The organism is Mobilisporobacter senegalensis (genome assembly GCF_003752155.1).
In the GTDB taxonomy this organism is placed as follows: Bacteria; Bacillota; Clostridia; order Lachnospirales; family Lachnospiraceae; genus Mobilisporobacter; species Mobilisporobacter senegalensis.
This window is the reverse complement of sequence record NZ_RJVG01000006.1, coordinates 188,018-205,921: the sequence shown is the minus strand read 5'-3', so window position 1 is coordinate 205,921 and position 17,904 is coordinate 188,018. Positions and strand designations below refer to the sequence as shown.

General features: G+C 33.5%; 15 protein-coding genes. 12 read left to right on the top strand and 3 right to left on the bottom strand.

Annotated features, from left to right (window positions below; all coding sequences use genetic code 11):
• The first annotated feature begins 158 nt into the window (after positions 1-158).
• The 8 genes from EDD66_RS11415 (at position 159) to EDD66_RS11380 (ending at position 8,550) form a co-directional block, all read left to right on the top strand.
• Positions 159-1,853, top strand: a complete 1,695-nt coding sequence (locus EDD66_RS11415; RefSeq protein WP_123609716.1) for an ammonium transporter — start codon at positions 159-161, stop codon at positions 1,851-1,853.
• A gap of 256 nt (positions 1,854-2,109) precedes the next feature.
• On the top strand, positions 2,110-4,200 hold the full coding sequence (locus EDD66_RS11410) for a methyl-accepting chemotaxis protein (RefSeq protein ID WP_123609715.1): 2,091 nt from the start codon (positions 2,110-2,112) through the stop codon (positions 4,198-4,200).
• A 305-nt stretch (positions 4,201-4,505) separates the two neighbouring features.
• Positions 4,506-4,928, top strand: coding sequence for a putative ABC transporter permease (locus tag EDD66_RS11405; protein ID WP_123609714.1), 423 nt, complete (start codon positions 4,506-4,508; stop codon positions 4,926-4,928).
• 280 nt (positions 4,929-5,208) lie between these two features.
• Complete coding sequence (locus tag EDD66_RS11400) at positions 5,209-5,421, top strand: FeoA family protein (protein ID WP_123609783.1); 213 nt, start codon at positions 5,209-5,211, stop codon at positions 5,419-5,421.
• A gap of 18 nt (positions 5,422-5,439) precedes the next feature.
• Complete coding sequence (locus EDD66_RS11395) at positions 5,440-5,658, top strand: FeoA family protein (protein ID WP_330511116.1); 219 nt, start codon at positions 5,440-5,442, stop codon at positions 5,656-5,658.
• Between the two features lie 40 nt (positions 5,659-5,698).
• Complete coding sequence (gene feoB, locus EDD66_RS11390; RefSeq protein WP_123609712.1) at positions 5,699-7,753, top strand: ferrous iron transport protein B; 2,055 nt, start codon at positions 5,699-5,701, stop codon at positions 7,751-7,753.
• Between the two features lie 173 nt (positions 7,754-7,926).
• On the top strand, positions 7,927-8,322 hold the full coding sequence (locus tag EDD66_RS11385; protein WP_123609711.1) for a Fur family transcriptional regulator: 396 nt from the start codon (positions 7,927-7,929) through the stop codon (positions 8,320-8,322).
• A 48-nt stretch (positions 8,323-8,370) separates the two neighbouring features.
• A complete protein-coding gene (locus EDD66_RS11380; protein ID WP_123609710.1) occupies positions 8,371-8,550 on the top strand; it encodes a FeoB-associated Cys-rich membrane protein in 180 nt (59 codons plus the stop codon).
• Between the two features lie 87 nt (positions 8,551-8,637).
• On the opposite strand, the gene EDD66_RS11375 is transcribed toward EDD66_RS11380, so the two are convergent.
• A complete protein-coding gene (locus EDD66_RS11375) occupies positions 8,638-9,327 on the bottom strand; it encodes a Crp/Fnr family transcriptional regulator (protein WP_123609709.1) in 690 nt (229 codons plus the stop codon).
• A gap of 141 nt (positions 9,328-9,468) precedes the next feature.
• On the opposite strand from EDD66_RS11375, the gene hcp reads away from it, so the two are divergent.
• Positions 9,469-11,106, top strand: coding sequence for a hydroxylamine reductase (hcp, locus tag EDD66_RS11370; RefSeq protein ID WP_123609708.1), 1,638 nt, complete (start codon positions 9,469-9,471; stop codon positions 11,104-11,106).
• Positions 11,107-11,272: 166 nt separating this feature from the next.
• Here hcp and EDD66_RS11365 read toward each other — a convergent pair whose 3' ends face one another.
• Positions 11,273-11,479 (bottom strand): DUF1858 domain-containing protein, encoded by a 207-nt coding sequence (locus EDD66_RS11365; protein ID WP_123609707.1) that lies wholly within the window; start codon positions 11,477-11,479, stop codon positions 11,273-11,275.
• Between the two features lie 268 nt (positions 11,480-11,747).
• On the opposite strand from EDD66_RS11365, the gene EDD66_RS11360 reads away from it, so the two are divergent.
• The gene (locus EDD66_RS11360) at positions 11,748-12,371 is read left to right on the top strand and encodes a hypothetical protein (RefSeq protein ID WP_123609706.1); all 624 of its coding nucleotides are present in this window, start codon (positions 11,748-11,750) and stop codon (positions 12,369-12,371) included.
• Positions 12,371-12,925 (top strand): hemerythrin domain-containing protein, encoded by a 555-nt coding sequence (locus EDD66_RS11355; RefSeq protein ID WP_123609705.1) that lies wholly within the window; start codon positions 12,371-12,373, stop codon positions 12,923-12,925. Before EDD66_RS11360 ends, EDD66_RS11355 begins: the two co-directional genes overlap by 1 nt.
• 58 nt (positions 12,926-12,983) lie before the next feature.
• Here EDD66_RS11355 and EDD66_RS11350 read toward each other — a convergent pair whose 3' ends face one another.
• On the bottom strand, positions 12,984-15,191 hold the full coding sequence (locus tag EDD66_RS11350; protein ID WP_123609704.1) for an S-layer homology domain-containing protein: 2,208 nt from the start codon (positions 15,189-15,191) through the stop codon (positions 12,984-12,986).
• Between the two features lie 323 nt (positions 15,192-15,514).
• Between EDD66_RS11350 and EDD66_RS11345 the strand changes: the two genes are divergently transcribed.
• Positions 15,515-17,896, top strand: coding sequence for a CDP-glycerol glycerophosphotransferase family protein (locus EDD66_RS11345; protein WP_123609703.1), 2,382 nt, complete (start codon positions 15,515-15,517; stop codon positions 17,894-17,896).
• Positions 17,897-17,904: the final 8 nt, after the last annotated feature.

The window sequence follows — 17,904 nt, the reverse complement described above, 5'->3', positions numbered from 1 at the left end:
TTCCACTATAATTCCATTCATAATAAAATTTACAAAAACAAAGGCGTTTTAGATTGCAATCTAAGCGCCTTTTTTGTGAATTTATAAATAACACAAAGGCGTGTATCGATGTTGAGAAATCAATAGGATACGCGTCTTTTATCATGGGAGGGAATCATATGTTTTCAGCAGTTAACACAATTTGGGTTCTAGTTGGTGCAGCACTTGTATTCTTTATGCAAGCTGGGTTTGCTATGGTAGAAACAGGATTTACCAGAGCGAAAAATGCCGGTAATATCATTATGAAAAATCTTATGGATTTTTCGCTGGGTACTCCAATTTATTGGTTATTAGGTTTTGGCATTATGTTTGGTGGAAGTGGTGCACTAATTGGTGGATTTGATCCAATGGTTTTAGGTGATTATTCCAGTGTATTACCAGAAGGAGTTCCGCTCATGGCATTTCTGATTTTCCAGACAGTATTCTGTGCCACAGCAGCAACTATTGTTTCTGGTGCAATGGCAGAAAGAACTAAATTTTCATCGTATTGTATCTATAGTATGGTCATCAGTGCTTTTGTATATCCGGTATCAGGTCATTGGATCTGGGGTGGCGGCTGGCTGGCACAGCTAGGTTTCCATGACTTTGCAGGTTCTACTGCAGTTCATATGGTAGGTGGTGTAGCGGCTTTTATTGGTGCAAAGATTTTAGGGCCACGTATTGGTAAATATGATAAAAATGGCAAATCTAAAGCTATTCCGGGTCATAGCTTAACTCTTGGTGCACTCGGAGTATTTATACTATGGTTCTGCTGGTTTGGATTTAATGGTGCTTCTACAGTATCTGCAACAGGGGATGATGTATTAACCTCTATGGGTTCTATCTTTGTAACTACAAATATGGCAGCTGCAGTTGGCGCAGTTACAGTTATGTGTATTACCTGGATCCGTTATAAAAAACCTGATGTATCTATGACATTAAATGGTGCACTTGCAGGTCTGGTAGGCATCACGGCAGGCTGTGATGTGGTTACACCTCTTGGGTCAGCAATCATCGGTATAATTGCAGGTATTGTTGTAGTATATGGTATTGAATTTATTGATCAGAAGTTAAAAATAGATGATCCGGTTGGAGCAATTGGTGTTCATGGTTTATGTGGGGCAACTGGAACTTTATTAGTTGGTTTATTTGCCACAGATGGAGGATTATTCTATGGTGGAGGTTTCTCCTTATTAATTACTCAGGCTATTGGTGTAATTGCGGTTATAGGATGGGTTACTGTTACTATGTTTATTACATTTACAGTTATTAAGAATACGATAGGTCTTAGAGTTTCCAGAGAAGAAGAAATCAATGGTCTTGATTTTGAAGAGCATGGTCTTGTTAGTGCTTATGCAGATTTTGTTCCAACTGTAAATGGATTTTCTTCATATCAGGATTCAGAAATTGTAAGTGTGGAAACTGCAATTCCTGTCAGTGCCAGCAAAGAACTGCTCAATAATAACAGTGAAAATGATTATAAACTATCTAAAGTTGTCATACTTACAAAGCAAAGTAAATTTGAACAGTTAAAAGAGGCAATGAATAATATTGGGGTAACTGGTATGACAGTGACCAATGTACTTGGATGTGGTATGCAAAAAGGTGCAACAGAATATTATCGTGGAGTTCCATTGGAAATGAATTTATTGCCAAAGATTCAAGTTGAGATTGTGGTATGTAAGGTTCCGGTGAGTACTGTAATTGAAGCGGCCAGAAAAGCACTTTATACAGGAAAGATCGGTGACGGTAAGATTTTTGTATTTAATGTAGAGGAAGTTGTTAAAGTCCGTACAGGGGAAATTGGATGTGCTGCATTACAAGATGAAGATTAAAAATATAAATATATTTGTCTATAAATATTATTAATAGTATTCCAACAAATTGAATGCCCGCTGTCTGGTTGACAGAGGGCATTTCAACTTATAAGGCAGTTTATTCATTTCAGGCAGAAAGAAAGTTAATGCATGTAAAATCATACAATAAAATGTTGTAAAATGTCACATGTATAATTATAATGAAAGTTATGTTGTTAATTTATAACTAAAGATAAGCAGGACATCATGGTTTTAGCTGGTTTGGGAGGAAAATATGAAAATTAAGTTGAAGAACATATTTAGAAAGAAAATGAAACGGAACAGGAAAGATCAAAGAAGAAAAAAGATAAGTAGAAGTAAAACACCCATTAAAAATGAAATAAAAAATTCACACAGTATAAGAGGCAGAATTATTATGATGCTATTAGGGATAAGCCTGATCCCTGTACTATTAATGGGAATAACTTCTTATATAAGTTCTAAGAGGGTATTAAATAATAAATTAGAGACTACCAGTAGTCAGACGACACAAGAGGTGAGCAGAGGTATTGATAATTATTTTTCTGCCATGTCAAATACCGTTAATATCATTACTCAGGATACGAATGTGATAAGTGCAGATAATCCTATATATTTCCACTTCGCCAAAAGTTTTTTACAAAATATAAAAGAAACAGATGACAATATTGTAGGAGTATATGTAGGTAGTGAAAAAGGAGTTTATTATACATATCCAGAAAACAAATTAGAGAAAAATATAGATTATAAGGGCAGAGATTGGTATAAAGCTGCTATGGAACATCAGGGTGAGATTGTAATTTCAAAACCATATACCAGTACAACCACAGGGAAGAGAGTAGTGTCCATAAGTAAAACAATTACAGATGGTAACATTATTACCGGTGTAGCAGGTATGAATATCGACCTTGATAACTATTCTTCGGGCATATCTAAAATCAAAGTAGGTCAAAGCGGTTATATATTCATCTGTGATACAGATGGTCTGATGATTTCACATCCTAATAGTTCAATGATTGGAAAAGATATCGTTACAAAACTTTCATTCTGGGATGAGGCTCTTAAAAATAAAGATGGATTTACAACATACGAGTTTGAAGGAGAAGAAAAATTTGGAGCGTATTATACAAGTGAAGTTACCGGTTGGAAGGTAATGGCTTCTTTATCTGAGTCAGAGTTGACAAATGATACTCAAATAATCGTGCTTACATGTATTGTAATAACAATAATAATTGGTCTTTGTGCCATTGTATTAAGTATAAGATTTACGGAACCCATTGGCAAAAATATTCAGACATTATTAGATGGGATGGGGAAAATTGCCAATGGCGATTTAACTGCATCAGTAACCATTAAATCCAAAGATGAATTTAATCAGTTAGGGGTCCATTTTAATGAAATGGCTGGTAATATATCCAAGCTTATAAATGAAGTCAGCATATCTTCAAATACAGTACTTGATACAGCCGTAGTTCTTGCTGCCATGTCAGTAGAAACCAATGCTTCTGTCAATGAAGTTGCAAGAGCAGTAGAAGAAGTTTCAAACGGAGCCACAGAGCAGGCAAGAAATGCTGTAGAGGGGGCAAATAGTATTTCTGATCTGGCTGATAAATTAAATGTAGTGGAAGAATCTGCAAATATTATCGATCAGTTATCAGATAATGCAAACAATCTTACCAGCCAAGGTTTAATTAAAGTTCAAACCCTGATTCAGACATCCAGTGAAACAAAGGATTCAACCACTAAAATTTCTCAGTTAATAAATGATATGAAGAAAAGTATGAATCAAATCAATGCAATTTCAGATACGATTAATGGAATCACGGAGCAGACCAACCTTTTGGCTTTGAATGCATCTATTGAGGCAGCAAGAGCAGGGGAAGCCGGCAGAGGTTTCGCAGTTGTTGCTGATGAGATAAGAAATTTAGCGGAACAGTCTAAGGTATCAACAGTACAGATAAAAGGTATTTTAGATGAGATCCGGCATAAAACAGAACTTTCTGTAGAAGCAATGGAAATAACTGATGAAAATGTAAAAGAGCAGGTCGAAATAGTTGGACAAACACAAGCAGTATTTAGAGATATTATGAGTGCAGTAAGTAATTTATCTGAAAAGATATCAGAGATTAAAGAAAATACGATTGATATTGCTTCTAAGAAAGAGAATATAGTAGTACAGATAGAAAATATTTCTGCGATCTCTGAAGAGTCTGCATCTGCAACAGAAGAAGTTACAGCATCTACAGAAGAAATATCAGTAACAATGGATGAAGTTACAAAGCATGCAGATCAATTACGTGAACTTTCCAGTGAATTGCAGGAGAAAGTAAATGAATTCAAATTTTAATTAATATATATTATGAATTTATAATGAAAAATCTATAAAGCAAAAGGTTTAGAAATGAGTAATCATTTTTAAACCTTTTTTATTTTAAATGATTAAATTATTTTAGCTTGTACACAGACAATAGAACCATGTAAAATTTTTGAATATTTTGAACATTTAGTCTTTGTAGATAATACCAATTATAAATATTGCTAATTATTTTTGAAATAAGTGGACAAATTAAGTAAGGATATAATTTCACAAGACAAAAAAGTAGAAGGGAAAAAGAAAATTTTTCATTTTATTAAACTTTTAAGGAGGATTCTATGGAACATATTATAAAATATCCATTTCTTATGCTGGTAGGCGGTTCCATTTATTATGGGTTAGAGATAGTAAACAGGGGCTATTCCCATTGGACGATGGCAATCGTGGGAGGAATGTGTTTTGTGTTGATGGGATTGCTTAGTGAGTATAATAAATGGGATATACCTCTGCTGGGATTAATGGGGATATCATCAATAATAGTAACAACTGTGGAATTTATTGCAGGAGTTATTTTAAACTTATGGCTAAATTTAGGAATATGGGATTATTCTGAATTACCATTTAATCTACTGGGACAAATATGTTTACCATTTTCAATCATATGGTTTTTCTTATCATTGCCGGCAATATTATTAAACAAATATTTAAGGGGATGGTTTACAACCCAGAAAGATCAAGATAGAAATATTATTAATATTTAACAGGATATAATTACCATAGTTATTCATAAAGGAGGGGGCTGTCGCAAAACAATTATGAATCATGGAAGGAAGATCATATTTTAGGCAGCCATAGGATTTCCATGAAATTGATAAAAATATTAAAAAATTGATTGTAAATATTGACATGATGTTTGGAATGAACTATAATACTAAAAGAAAATGAAAGTTATTCTCAAAAACAATCTTAAAAAGAGGATAAAACACATCAAATTAATTGTCTAAATGTGATTGCCAAGAAGCAGGAAAGTGAGTGAAAGAGATGGCATTAGCTATGGTAGGTATCGGTGAAACTAGGGTAATATCTAACTTTCGCGGAAAAGAAGAAATGAAAAGGCATCTTCAAGACCTTGGTTTTGTTAAGGGAGAACTTGTAAAAGTGGTGGGCGAGAATGCAAGTGGTATGATACTGCTTGTAAAAGGTGTAAAAATAGCCCTTAACCGCGGGCTGGCATCCCAAATTATTGTAGAATAAATTCAGGAGGTAATGATAATGACGTTAAAAGATCTAAAGCCAGGGCAGGAAGGTACTGTGATTGGTATTGGAGAAAAGGGACCTATGAGACGAAGGATCATGGATATGGGAGTTACACCAGGAGTTTTAGTGAAAGTAGTTAAAGTAGCACCTCTGGGAGATCCCATTGAAGTTAATATTCGTGGATATGAGTTGAGTTTAAGAAAAGATGAAGCAAAACAGATCGAAGTAAAATAATATCATGTGGTTAGCCGAAACTAACCAAGAGGAGGAAAAAATGTCATACGTTATTGCATTAGCAGGGAATCCTAACTGTGGTAAAACAACATTATTTAATGAATTGACTGGATCAAAACAGCATGTAGGAAATTGGCCTGGTGTAACAGTTGATAAAAAAGAAGGTACATATAAGAAGAATAAAGAGATATCAATTCTGGATTTACCAGGAACTTATTCATTGTCTCCTTATTCAGCAGAAGAAATCATTGCAAGAGATTATATCGTGAAAGAGAAACCGGATGCAGTGATAAATATTGTTGATGCTACCAGTATTGAACGTAATCTCTATTTAACGCTTCAAATCGCAGAAACGGAGATTCCTATGATTGTTGCTCTAAATATGATGGATGAAGTAGCCCAGAGAGGGGACTCAATTGATTACAATAAACTTTCAAAAAGTCTTGGAGTTCCAGTTGTTCCAATTACTGCAAGAAGTGGCAAAGGGCTTAATGAGTTAATGGAAGTGGCAGCTACTGTAGTAAAGAATAAAACAGTAAATAAACCTATTGATGTTTTTGATGAAAATATTAAAAATGCGGTTCAAGAAGTAAAGGCTGTTTTAAAAGAAGAAAGAGAAGAAGATAAAGATTGGAAAGCATTAAAAATCGTAGAAGGTGACGAAATAATTACAGCAACTTTATCAGATTCTCAGAAATCAGTAATCGAAGGGATTATCAAAGAGGCTGAAAAAGCAGCAGACGGTGATACAGAAGCAAAAATCGCAGATTTAAGATACCAATTTATAGCTAAGCTTGTTAAGCAAGCTGTTAAAAAAGCTAATAAAGGATATTCTGAAACGAGATCAGATAAATTAGACAAGATATTAACAAATCGTATTTTAGCATTACCTATTTTTGCAGTTGTAATGTATATACTTTTCGCCTGTACTTTTAGTGAAAATTTCTTATTTATACCAGGTCTTCCAAGTCCGGGTATATGGTTAGCCGGATTAGTAGAGACTGCCTGGGGAACTTTGTCCGGAGCATTGGAAGGATTTCTTGTAGGGGCAGGTGCTTCTGACTGGTTATTAGGATTAGTGATTGGCGGCATTATGGATGGTATTGGTGCGGTGGCCGGTTTCCTTCCTTTAGTACTTGTCTTATTCCTGCTATTGTCCTTCTTGGAAGACAGCGGTTATATGGCTAGAATTGCCTTTGTTATGGATCGTATCTTTAGACGTTTTGGTCTTTCGGGTCGTTCTTTTATTCCACTGTTGATGGGCTTTGGATGTTCCGTTCCCGCTTTAATGGCATCAAGAACATTAGAAAGTGATAAAGACAGAAAAATTACCATGATGATTACACCATTTATGTCATGTGGTGCAAAGCTTCCTATTTATGCCATGTTTGCGGTGACATTATTTGCAGACCAAAATCAAACAATGATAGTATTTTCAATTTATATGCTTGGCTTAATCGTTGCAATATTAAGTTCATTTATATTAAATAAGTTTGTGTTTAATGGTGAGGCATCTAATTTTATTATGGAATTACCTCAATACCGTTTGCCGACTATTAAAAGTGTATTAATTCACGCATGGGAAAAAGTAAAAGGCTTTGCAATCAAAGCAGGTACGATTATTTTTGGCTCTACTATATTAATCTGGTTATTATCAAACTTTAATTTTGGCGGAATGTGCGATATGGAAGAAAGCTTTTTAGCATCCATTGGAAATGCGATTAAGATAATATTTGCTCCTCTTGGATTTGCTGACTGGAGAGCGAGTGTTGGTGTTGTTACAGGCTGGATTGCAAAAGAGAATATTGTTGCAACCTTTGGACAACTATATGCAGGAATCAATGATGAGGCAGCTATTGAGGCTATTAGCGCCGGTGAACAGGCACTGCCACAGATATCTAATGTATTTACTAATGTAAGCGCATATTCATATATGGCATTTAATCTTTTATGTATGCCATGTTTTGCAGCAGTTGGTGCAATCCGTAGAGAAATGGGTTCCATTAAATGGACATTGAGAGCGGTAGGTTTCCAGATGCTCGTTGCTTACATAGTAGCTTTAATTATTAATGTAGTTGGAAACATTATATTCTAACAGGATACAAGAGGCTTTTACAAAGGCCTCTTGTAGTTATACCAAATAGAATCAAACCAGCTTGATTCTGCTTGGCTTGGAGACAAAGAGTGAAAGAAAGACGTTTTCACTCTTGGAATTTGCGCCAAATAGAATCAAACCAGTTTGATTCCGCTTGGCTTGGAGACAAAATTATGAAGAATAAAGAGTTATTATTAAATCAATTAAGAGATAAAGGTTTTCGAATTACAAAGCAGAGAAAAATTATTTTAGATATTATCTTAAATAATAAGTGTTCCTGCTGTAAAGAAATCTATTATCAGGCAAATGAGAAAGACCCGTCCATTGGAATTGCAACGGTCTATCGAATGGTCAAGACTTTAGAAGAAATTGGAGTAATTGACCGAAGAAACCTTTATCGCATATCTTATGACAGTTCAAATAAGAAACAGGATGGGTTTGCGATTACATTAAATAATAAAAAAATTCTTTCATTATCCGCTACTGCATGGAAAGAAGCATTAGAGATTGGATTGAGAACGAAAGGATTTATAAAAGAAGAAGAAATTGAAACTATCATTATGAAGTAATCAGATCCTAAATTTTAGAACTGGTTTATAATATTGGAGGTAGATTATATGATAGATATTATTGTTGTAGGAATTATCGTTCTTTGTCTTGGCGGTGTTATATATTATAATATATCAAGGAAAAAGAAGGGGGAGACTGGATGCAGTGGATGCAGCGGATGCAGCCATAGCACGGTTTCAAGTTGTCCTTCCAGTAAAGAACAGAATGGAACAGGAAAATCTTTATAAAAACATAGATCGATTAAAAATTTAGGGCATTTGCAATGGTGAAACTATTCATAATTGCAAATGCCCTTTTTCTATAAATTATATAAGTTACATTAAACATTCTTTTAATGCATCCATATTCAGGATTTTAAAGGAATTCTGATAATAATCTATGATTTCTTCCTCTTTTAATTTAGCTAATTCCCTGCACATGGAAGTCCTGGATACATTTAGGTATTCAGCTAATTCATTACGATTTGGAATGACTTGAAATGTGAGACTATTATGTATTTTGGCTTCATTTAAAAGGAAAGAAGCAATCTTTTCACGCATACCTTTTAATGTCAGCAGTTCTATTTTAGTATTTAAGTTAAAGTTTTTCTCCCCAAGAATCATCATCATATTCTGTATTAAACTAATATGGAAGTTACATGAATTTCCGCAGCTTCTTGTGATCCGTTCATAAGGAATGAATAGTATCTTAGAATCTTCTTTCACTCTTATGGTAACAGGTGAAATTCTTGCTTTTGTGCACACAATACCCTCGGCAAATATATGGGAAGGACCTAAAAAGGCCATAATATGAACACTCCCGGCCTGGTTTTCTTTGATGATTTCAATAGAACCACTTAGAATGACGCCGATATAATTCACTTCTTTTCCAGCAAAGAATACATATTCATCACTTTTATAATTTTTAGTATAAGAATTTAAACACAGTAACAGATGTTCTAAATCCTGTTCTTTTATATTTTTAAACAAGGCGCATTTTAATAAAGTATCGGTATATTCAATCATTTTGGCCTCCTTATGAGCATTTATGGATTTTTTAAAAATTTTTAGTTTTTTACTTTTGTAGCTACAGCTACATTAAATTTAAATTAATTATATTATACTAAGCCTATCAAATCAATAACAAAATGAAAAGGAGTTAGATGGATGGATAATAAGATGTTTTGTTTTCAATGTCAAGAAACTGCAGGATGTACAGGATGCACTAGTTTTGGTGTCTGTGGAAAATCTCCTGAACTTGCTAATATTCAAGATTTATTAATTTATGTAACAAAAGGACTAAGTGTCGTAACGACGAGATTAAGAGAGCAAGGAGAAACAATCTCTGCAGCAGTAAATCATCATATTACTTTAAATCTTTTCACTACAATTACAAATGCTAACTTTGACAATGATGTTTTTTATCAAAGAATCATAGACACATTAAGAATAAAAGAAGAACTGCTTGCAAAAGTAACAGAGAAAGATTCATTACATGAGGCAGCATTATGGACTGCTTCTACAAGAGAAGAATTTGATGCAAAATCAGTATCAGTAGGTGTACTTGCTACTGAGAATGAAGATGTAAGAAGTTTAAGAGAACTTATCATATATGGATTAAAAGGTATGTCAGCATATTTAAAACATGCCAATGAATTAAATTACGACAACGAAGATATTGCTGGATTTATGCAAAAAGCATTAGCAGCAACTTTAGATGATAGCATGACTGCAGATGATCTTGTAGCGCTTACTTTAGAGACAGGTAAATACGGTGTGGATGGTATGGCATTATTGGATACTGCCAATACTTCATCTTATGGTAACCCAGAAATCACAAAAGTCAATATTGGTGTAGGTAAGAACCCTGGTATCTTAATCTCAGGTCATGATTTAAAAGATTTAGAACAATTATTAGAACAAACTCAGGGAACTGGAGTAGATGTATATACTCATTCAGAAATGCTTCCGGCTCATTACTATCCGGAATTCAAGAAATATAGCAACTTTGTAGGTAATTATGGTAATGCATGGTGGAAACAAAAAGAAGAATTCGAAAGTTTCAATGGACCAATTGTTATGACAACTAACTGTATCGTGCCTCCAAAGGATTCTTATAAAGACAGATTATTTACAACTGGTACTGCAGGATTTGCAGGATGTAAACATATTGATAAAGATGAAAATGGACATAAAGATTTCTCAGCTGTTATTGAAATGGCTAAAAAATCCAGTGCACCTACACAAATTGAAGAAGGTGAAATCATTGGTGGATTCGCTCATAATCAAGTATTAGCATTAGCAGATCAAGTGGTTGAAGCAGTAAAAACTGGCGCTATTAAGAAATTCTTTGTTATGGCAGGATGTGACGGACGTCAAAAGTCTAGAAACTATTATACTGAATTTGCTGCAGCACTTCCAAAGGATACTGTTATTTTAACAGCAGGTTGTGCAAAGTATAAATATAATAAATTAGAATTAGGCGATATCAATGGTATCCCAAGAGTACTTGATGCAGGACAATGTAATGACTCTTATTCCTTGGCTGTAATTGCATTAAAATTAAAAGAAGTATTTGGTCTTGAAGATATTAATGAATTACCAATCGCATTTAATATTGCCTGGTATGAACAAAAAGCGGTTATTGTACTTCTTTCTCTATTATACTTGGGAGTAAAGAATATTCACCTTGGACCAACATTACCAGCATTCCTGTCTCCAAATGTAGCGAAAGTTTTAGTTGAAAACTTTGGTATTGGTGGAATCACTAATGTTGAAGATGATATCAAAATGTTCTTAGCATAATTCATCTGGATAAATAACATACTCTATTTAAATATGGGGCTGCCTCACTAAACTGTGGGGCGCCTTTTTTACGTTAGATTTCTATACTATAAAAAAAGATACCTGTAAAGAAATTGTTTTTACTTTACAGGTATCTTTTATTTCATATAAGCTTTTTTATTATTGATTAGTTTGTTGCATCCAGATAATTATTTAAATCTTCTACTAATTCATCAGGATCGATTCCATGAACCATACATGCATCTTCAAGTGATTCCATCTGAGAAGAAGGACATCCTAAACAGTGCATGCCTGATTGTAAAAGAATAGGAACAACACCTTGATCTACTCTTAAAATATCAGCAATAATCATTGATTTATCTATTTTAGCCATAATAAGCCTCCTTTATATTTATTATTCTATTTTACATTATTATAATCCAATTTCAAGTACAATATAGCATAATTTTAAAAATTAGGGTGTAGCCATAGATACATATTAGAAATATTTTATAAAATAAATAATTTGTTAATAATATTTATTATACTAAAAACGAATTGTATCCAGGGATACATTGAAAAGTTGAATATACTTTATAATATCATTATAAGTAAGTGGTTACAATAATAAAATACAATTTAAAGACAAAACAGGAGGCAATATGAGCGCATTTTTAGGACCGATACATTTTTGGTTATATAATAAAATACAGATACAAAATGATTTAGTGGAAGACATTATAGCATTAAGTGAACAAAAAATACCGGGTTTCAACTTAAGAATGGAATTAGAAAATAAATATGGTGTTACGGAAACAAGAGCATTAGAACAGGTCATAGATGAGGGAAATATCCATGGATGGTTACAGAGCCTTGTTTCGCAAGTAGAATATAAATTGGCATATAGTGTAACTATATTATTAGAAAAAAATCGAGAGCTTTTAACTGAATTAGAGGAAATTTTCTTTACGAGAGGTAATGAAACTTCTTCTGCAGAAGAAAGTGCGGCTGTAATTTATAAAGCCATAAGTGATAGTTTATTGGATGGTATGCCATGCGATCATGCCAATAGTGTGATTGAAGGAGACGAAGAATTAGTAAAGTGGAAGAGAAATACTTGTGTTCATAAACAATATTGGAATGAAATAGGTGGAGATGTAAACAACTATTATATATTAAGAGAAGCGTTTATCCGGGGCTTTATCAGTGAAACAAATTTTGAATATATAAAGGTTGATGAAGTAACAAGTATGATAAAAAGTAGAAAACAGATCGGAGGATTATAATGAATAGTATAGATTTAATGGTTGCAGAACATAAATATATCTTAAGGATGCTGAAAGTTGTTCGAAATGCAAGTTTTAATATTTTAAAAGGTATGGAAATCAATTATGATGATTTTGCAAAAATGATTGATTTTATAAGAAATTATGCGGATGCACATCATCATGGCAAAGAAGAAAAATTCCTTTTTCAAGAAATGCTGAATAACTTAGGGGAAATAGGAAAAAATCTTATTTCTCACGGAATGTTAGTGGAACATGATCAAGGCAGATTATATATAAGAGATCTAGAACTTGCTTTGGAACGTGTAAAATCAGGAGATGAAGAGAGCAAACTGGATGTAATAGCCAATGGAGTAGGATATGCAAATCTTCTGGCCAGACATATTGGAAAAGAAGATGATGTGGTATATACATTTGCAGCTAAAAAGCTAAGCCCTGAAGTTCTGGAACATGTGAATGAATTATCAGCAGAATTTGAAAATGAAGCAAATAATAACGGTATTCAGGAAAAATATTTTAATCTGTTAGTTGAATTGGAAGGTAAGTACATTTAGGCAGAAAGAAAGGGACTGTTGCAAAGAGATAAGTATTTTGCAACAGTCCCAAGTGTTTTTATTTAATATCAGCTTTTAAAAAGTTAACAATCATCTGGGCGGCTTCTCCTCTGGTTATGGCAGCTTTTGGTCTGAAAGTAGTTCCATTTACAATTCCAAGACCCTGTGCCAGAGCTACATAACCTAAATCATCCTTAGGAATTTGAGCCTGATCTTTAAAGCTTGTTGTATAGATACCTTTTATCTTAGCTACATTATCCAATTCGGCTAATGTAATTAATGCTTTTACTCCATTGGTACGAGTAATGGTTTTTGCAGTTGTACTTAATTTTAAGTCCTCAGTACGATAACCAAGCTGTGTAAGAAGAGTAGTAAATTCTTTTGATGTAATCTTTTGGTTTGGGAGGAATTTACTTCCTTCAAAACCGACTCCCATATCTGCCAGAAGCAGAATTGCACTTTTAGCTTTATGAGATCCAATATCAGAGTAAGAATAATTAGTTTCTTTTACATATACTTCACCATTATAGTCAAGTTGTTTTCCTGTAAATGGTGAGATAGCGGTAGGATTAATATCAGTTCTATAGACTAATCTGACTTCATATTTTGTAATTTGATCATAAGTTTTAACTGTTTTATTACCGAGCTTATAAATGGTATTGATCTCATAAACAAGATCATATCCTTCTTTACCGATATAATGGGTAAATGCTTCTTTTGCCGACATAACTCCTTTTGAAGATTCGAATTTGATATTTTCATCCCAGTTATAATGATAACGATAGATTTTGCCGGTTACTCCATCCACGGAACCGGTAATTCCGTTAGATGCAAATGGAATACCTTCATTTACACGGTCATAGTTATAACGATATCCCCCATATACCGGATTTTGTTCTTTATATGCGATAATATAATCATGTTCCGTATTAGAGAGTTTGGACTTATTGTAATAGGAAGGAATCTGTTTCTTTAAGAAATTCTCAAAAGTCGTCTGACCTTGTTCTTTTGTGTAAATTACTTTAACTTCATTCCATTTATTTTCGCCAATATCATAATAATTAGGAACACTTGCATAGAAAGAAATAATCTGACCGGTTTTCGCATCTACAGATGCATTGGCATAGGCTCTGTAGCTTTCATTCTTAAGGTCTCTCGGATCAGTAAAATTAATATTCCAAACAAAGTTCTTTTCATTATTATTAGAATAGCTTTGTGTTAAATTAGCAGTAATTGCAGTGGCATTGCTATCAATAAGGAGGTTGTCTTCTCCCTTCACTTTATTAATAGCGCTTTCTTTAGAGATTAAATCATTCAACTTATCAATACTTTCGATTTCTTTGTCTGTTAATGGAGAACCAGCGTTTTTCTCTTCAGATGCTGCTTCATCCCTTGTAGCCCCTTCTGTGAAAGAATCAGAATTATAGACATATTCATTCTTCGTAAGATATACTTTTCCTGATTTTGCATCTACAGCAATATAATCTTTATCAGGCTCATATACAAGGAATGCTCTGGCAGTTGTTTTGCCGGATTTATCTGTTGTATAGGCTGCCCTATATGCCAGTTCCATTTTAACTTTATCATTAATCTTTTCTGTAGCTTCCTTTTTTGTGATAACCGCAGAAGAGGAGGGGATAGTAATATCATATAACCAGTTAATGGAGCAGGAGATTATTTCCCCAGTTTCATAATTCACAGATATTCTTACTCCATTATCCGGCATTGGAATATTGCCTTCCATACGTATATAACTATATGTGTACTGTCCGCTATAGATACTTACGGGATTAGAATCTGTAATTTTAATTTTTTTGGCCACAGCAGGAGCTATTTTTTTAATAAATTGTTCTGCTTTTCCCTGTAGCTGGGATTTTAAATATTTTGGTTTGCTGCGTGTGTATTGATTTTCTGAAAAGCGATAATAATTTAGTATATTACCCGCCTCATCACACATTACAGAGATTCTTTCAGTTTCTTTTGAATTGCTCCAGATTAATTCCCAGCTGGCAGCCCCATAATTATCTTTTGTATTATAATGATAATCAAAATTGGTGAAACTCTTAGGTATGGAAACCTTCCCTTTTACCGTGGATGTTATTTTTTTAAGATTCTCAGAGGTTGGTTCGCTGGCAGCAGATGCTTCCCTGCTAACAGATGCTTCTGGACTTATGATGGGATTTCCAATCTCACTGGCATGAATATTCATAGGGAAAGAACTAAGTAACATTGTACTACATAAAATAATGCTTAATTTCTTTTTCATAAAATCTCTCCTTTTAAAATAAAAATGTGTAAATCATCAGGTATATATTGCCATTGGTTCTTTATCGTTAAAATAATCAATTTAAACCTTATAATGGTAATACTAATAAAAACATCAAAAGGTTGCAATAAATAAAAAAAATATAAAATCTTTTTATAAAACTTGATAATAATGCCGGAAAAGTACATAACTTAAAAGGAATTGCGCCGATTACCATGGTATATAATAACGTTGACTTTTGTAAATACGTGAGATATTATAATAGGGACATTGCAATACGAGTGAGTTTAAATAATTATTACGAAGGAGTGTAATAAGCAAAAATGAAATTAAAAAATGTATATAAGAAATCAAAAGTAATTATACTGAATTCTTATTATTCATATTATTATTATAATGCAAAGCTAAATAAGAAACTAATACTGGTTGAATCTAAGAACGGCAGTGATTTAGCAGGTAATATGTTTCACATATTATTAGAGTTATCAAGACCGGAATATGAAGATTATACTGTTTGTCTGTCTGTATTAGAGAGCAAACGTGAATCAATACAGAATCAATTAGATAAGTACGGTATCAAGAATGTACAAATGATCCGTACAAATTCATATAATTATTACAAGTATTTGGCAATCGCTAAATATTTATTTACAGATACTTCTTTTAATCGGTCTTATGTGAAAAAAGAAGGACAAGTAATCACAAACACATGGCATGGAACTCCACTTAAGAAGATGGGACGTGATGTAGCAGACAGAGCTTATGCAATGGGAAACGTTCAAAGAAATCTTCTGATTGCAGACTATTTAATCTATCCAAACGATTATATGAAAGAAAAGATGGTAGATGCATATATGCTGAGAGGTTTATATGATGGAACTATTCTTAACGAGGGGTATCCTAGGAACTCTGTTTTTTTTCATAAAGAAATTGGACAAGATATTAAGAGAGAACTTGGACTGGAAGATAAGCAGGTGTTTATCTATATGCCTACATGGCGTGGTACAGTTACCAAAAAAAATACAGAACATTTACTGGCAGTAACAGAATATCATTTAAAACCACTTGATAAAAAGTTGAAAGACAACCAGGTGCTATATGTGAAATTACATCCATTTGTAAGTAAAGATGTGGATTACTCAAAATATAAACATATTAAACCTTATCCAGACCAATATGATGCCTATGAATTCATGAATATGTGTGATTGCTTAATTACAGATTATTCAAGTGTATTTTATGATTTTGCCAATACCGGGAAAAAAGTCATATTATTTGCTTATGATGAAACAGAATATATTGGAGAACGTGGGCTTTATGTTTCTCTGGATAGTCTGCCATTTCCGGTGGTTAAATCTGTGAAAGATCTAGTTCGTGAATTAAATTCTCCAAAAAAATATGATGATACACAGTTTCTAAAAGAATGCTGTACTTACGATGGTCCGGGAGCTGCAGAGCGGATTTGTAAGCATGTGATTAAAGGGGAAAAGGTATGCAGGGAAGAAAAACTTCCTAAGAATGGCAAAGATACGGTTATTATGTTTGGTTCTGCATTAGCAAAGAATGGATTGACAACTTCCCTTTTAAATCTTTTTAATAATATTGATCTAAAGAAACGAAATTATTTTGTTACATTTAATGAACATGCACTTAGAAAGACACCACTGCGAGCTGCACAGATTCCGGAAGAAGTTGGCATCTATCCCATGAGCAGCAGTGAAAGCTTTACATTATTAGAAGCGATAGCATATACTCTCTATTTTAAACTGGATAAAGAAAATGAATTTACTGAGAAATATTTAGACCGGCTTTATAAAAGAGAATGGAAAAAACAGTTTGGAGATGTTCATTTTGACCATGCAATACAGTTTGCAGGTTATGAGAAAAAGGCAATCAATTTATTTCAGAGATTTGAAGGATCAAAATCTATTTATGTTCATAATGATATGGTTGCTGAGATGAAAACAAGAGCCAACCAGCATTATCTGACCTTAAAGAATGCTTACCAAAAATATGATAAGGTAGCAGTTGTTACAAGAGATATTGTACCTCCAACCTTAGAGATCAGCGGAAGAGAAGACAATATTGTAGTCGTAAATAATTGCCATGCCCATAATGAAATAATTCGCAAGGCAAACGAACCATTAACTTTTGATGTTGATACAAAATGTAATATAACCCAGCAAGAGTTAGAAGGAATTTTAGCTGGTGATAAAAAGAAATTTATTACGATTGGTCGATTCTCACCGGAAAAAGGCCATATGATGCTCATGAAAGCTTTTGAAAAGTTCAGTGCAAAATATAAGGATGTTTATTTGATCATTATTGGTGGACACGGTGTCCTTTATAACCAGACACTGGAATATGCGAACAATTCTGAGGCTAATATAATAATAATCAAATCTATGAAGAATCCAATGCCGGTTCTGAAACAGTGCGATTTCTTTATGTTATCTTCTTATTATGAAGGTTTGGGTCTGACATTATTGGAAGCAGATGCTCTTGGCATACCAACCATGTCAACAGATATTCCTGGACCACAAGGCTTTGTGAAAGATCATGGCGGTTATTTAGTAGAGACAAGTGAAAAAGGCCTAAAGAATGGTATGATTGCTTTTATGAAGGGTGAAGTAAAAGCCATGAATGTTAATTATGATGAGTACAACCGAGAAGCAGTGGAACATTTTGACTCACTATTCGAATAGCTAGAGAG

What these genes read in the sequence shown, in the direction of transcription:
- EDD66_RS11415 (WP_123609716.1), top strand. Translation starts at nt 159, where the DNA reads ATGTTTTCAGCAGTTAACACAATTTGGGTTCTAGTTGGTGCAGCACTT.
- EDD66_RS11410 (WP_123609715.1), top strand. Translation starts at nt 2,110, where the DNA reads ATGAAAATTAAGTTGAAGAACATATTTAGAAAGAAAATGAAACGGAAC.
- EDD66_RS11405 (WP_123609714.1), top strand. Translation starts at nt 4,506, where the DNA reads ATGGAACATATTATAAAATATCCATTTCTTATGCTGGTAGGCGGTTCC.
- EDD66_RS11400 (WP_123609783.1), top strand. Translation starts at nt 5,209, where the DNA reads ATGGCATTAGCTATGGTAGGTATCGGTGAAACTAGGGTAATATCTAAC.
- EDD66_RS11395 (WP_330511116.1), top strand. Translation starts at nt 5,440, where the DNA reads ATGACGTTAAAAGATCTAAAGCCAGGGCAGGAAGGTACTGTGATTGGT.
- feoB (WP_123609712.1), top strand. Translation starts at nt 5,699, where the DNA reads ATGTCATACGTTATTGCATTAGCAGGGAATCCTAACTGTGGTAAAACA.
- EDD66_RS11385 (WP_123609711.1), top strand. Translation starts at nt 7,927, where the DNA reads ATGAAGAATAAAGAGTTATTATTAAATCAATTAAGAGATAAAGGTTTT.
- EDD66_RS11380 (WP_123609710.1), top strand. Translation starts at nt 8,371, where the DNA reads ATGATAGATATTATTGTTGTAGGAATTATCGTTCTTTGTCTTGGCGGT.
- EDD66_RS11375 (WP_123609709.1), bottom strand. Translation starts at nt 9,327, where the DNA reads ATGATTGAATATACCGATACTTTATTAAAATGCGCCTTGTTTAAAAAT.
- hcp (WP_123609708.1), top strand. Translation starts at nt 9,469, where the DNA reads ATGGATAATAAGATGTTTTGTTTTCAATGTCAAGAAACTGCAGGATGT.
- EDD66_RS11365 (WP_123609707.1), bottom strand. Translation starts at nt 11,479, where the DNA reads ATGGCTAAAATAGATAAATCAATGATTATTGCTGATATTTTAAGAGTA.
- EDD66_RS11360 (WP_123609706.1), top strand. Translation starts at nt 11,748, where the DNA reads ATGAGCGCATTTTTAGGACCGATACATTTTTGGTTATATAATAAAATA.
- EDD66_RS11355 (WP_123609705.1), top strand. Translation starts at nt 12,371, where the DNA reads ATGAATAGTATAGATTTAATGGTTGCAGAACATAAATATATCTTAAGG.
- EDD66_RS11350 (WP_123609704.1), bottom strand. Translation starts at nt 15,191, where the DNA reads ATGAAAAAGAAATTAAGCATTATTTTATGTAGTACAATGTTACTTAGT.
- EDD66_RS11345 (WP_123609703.1), top strand. Translation starts at nt 15,515, where the DNA reads ATGAAATTAAAAAATGTATATAAGAAATCAAAAGTAATTATACTGAAT.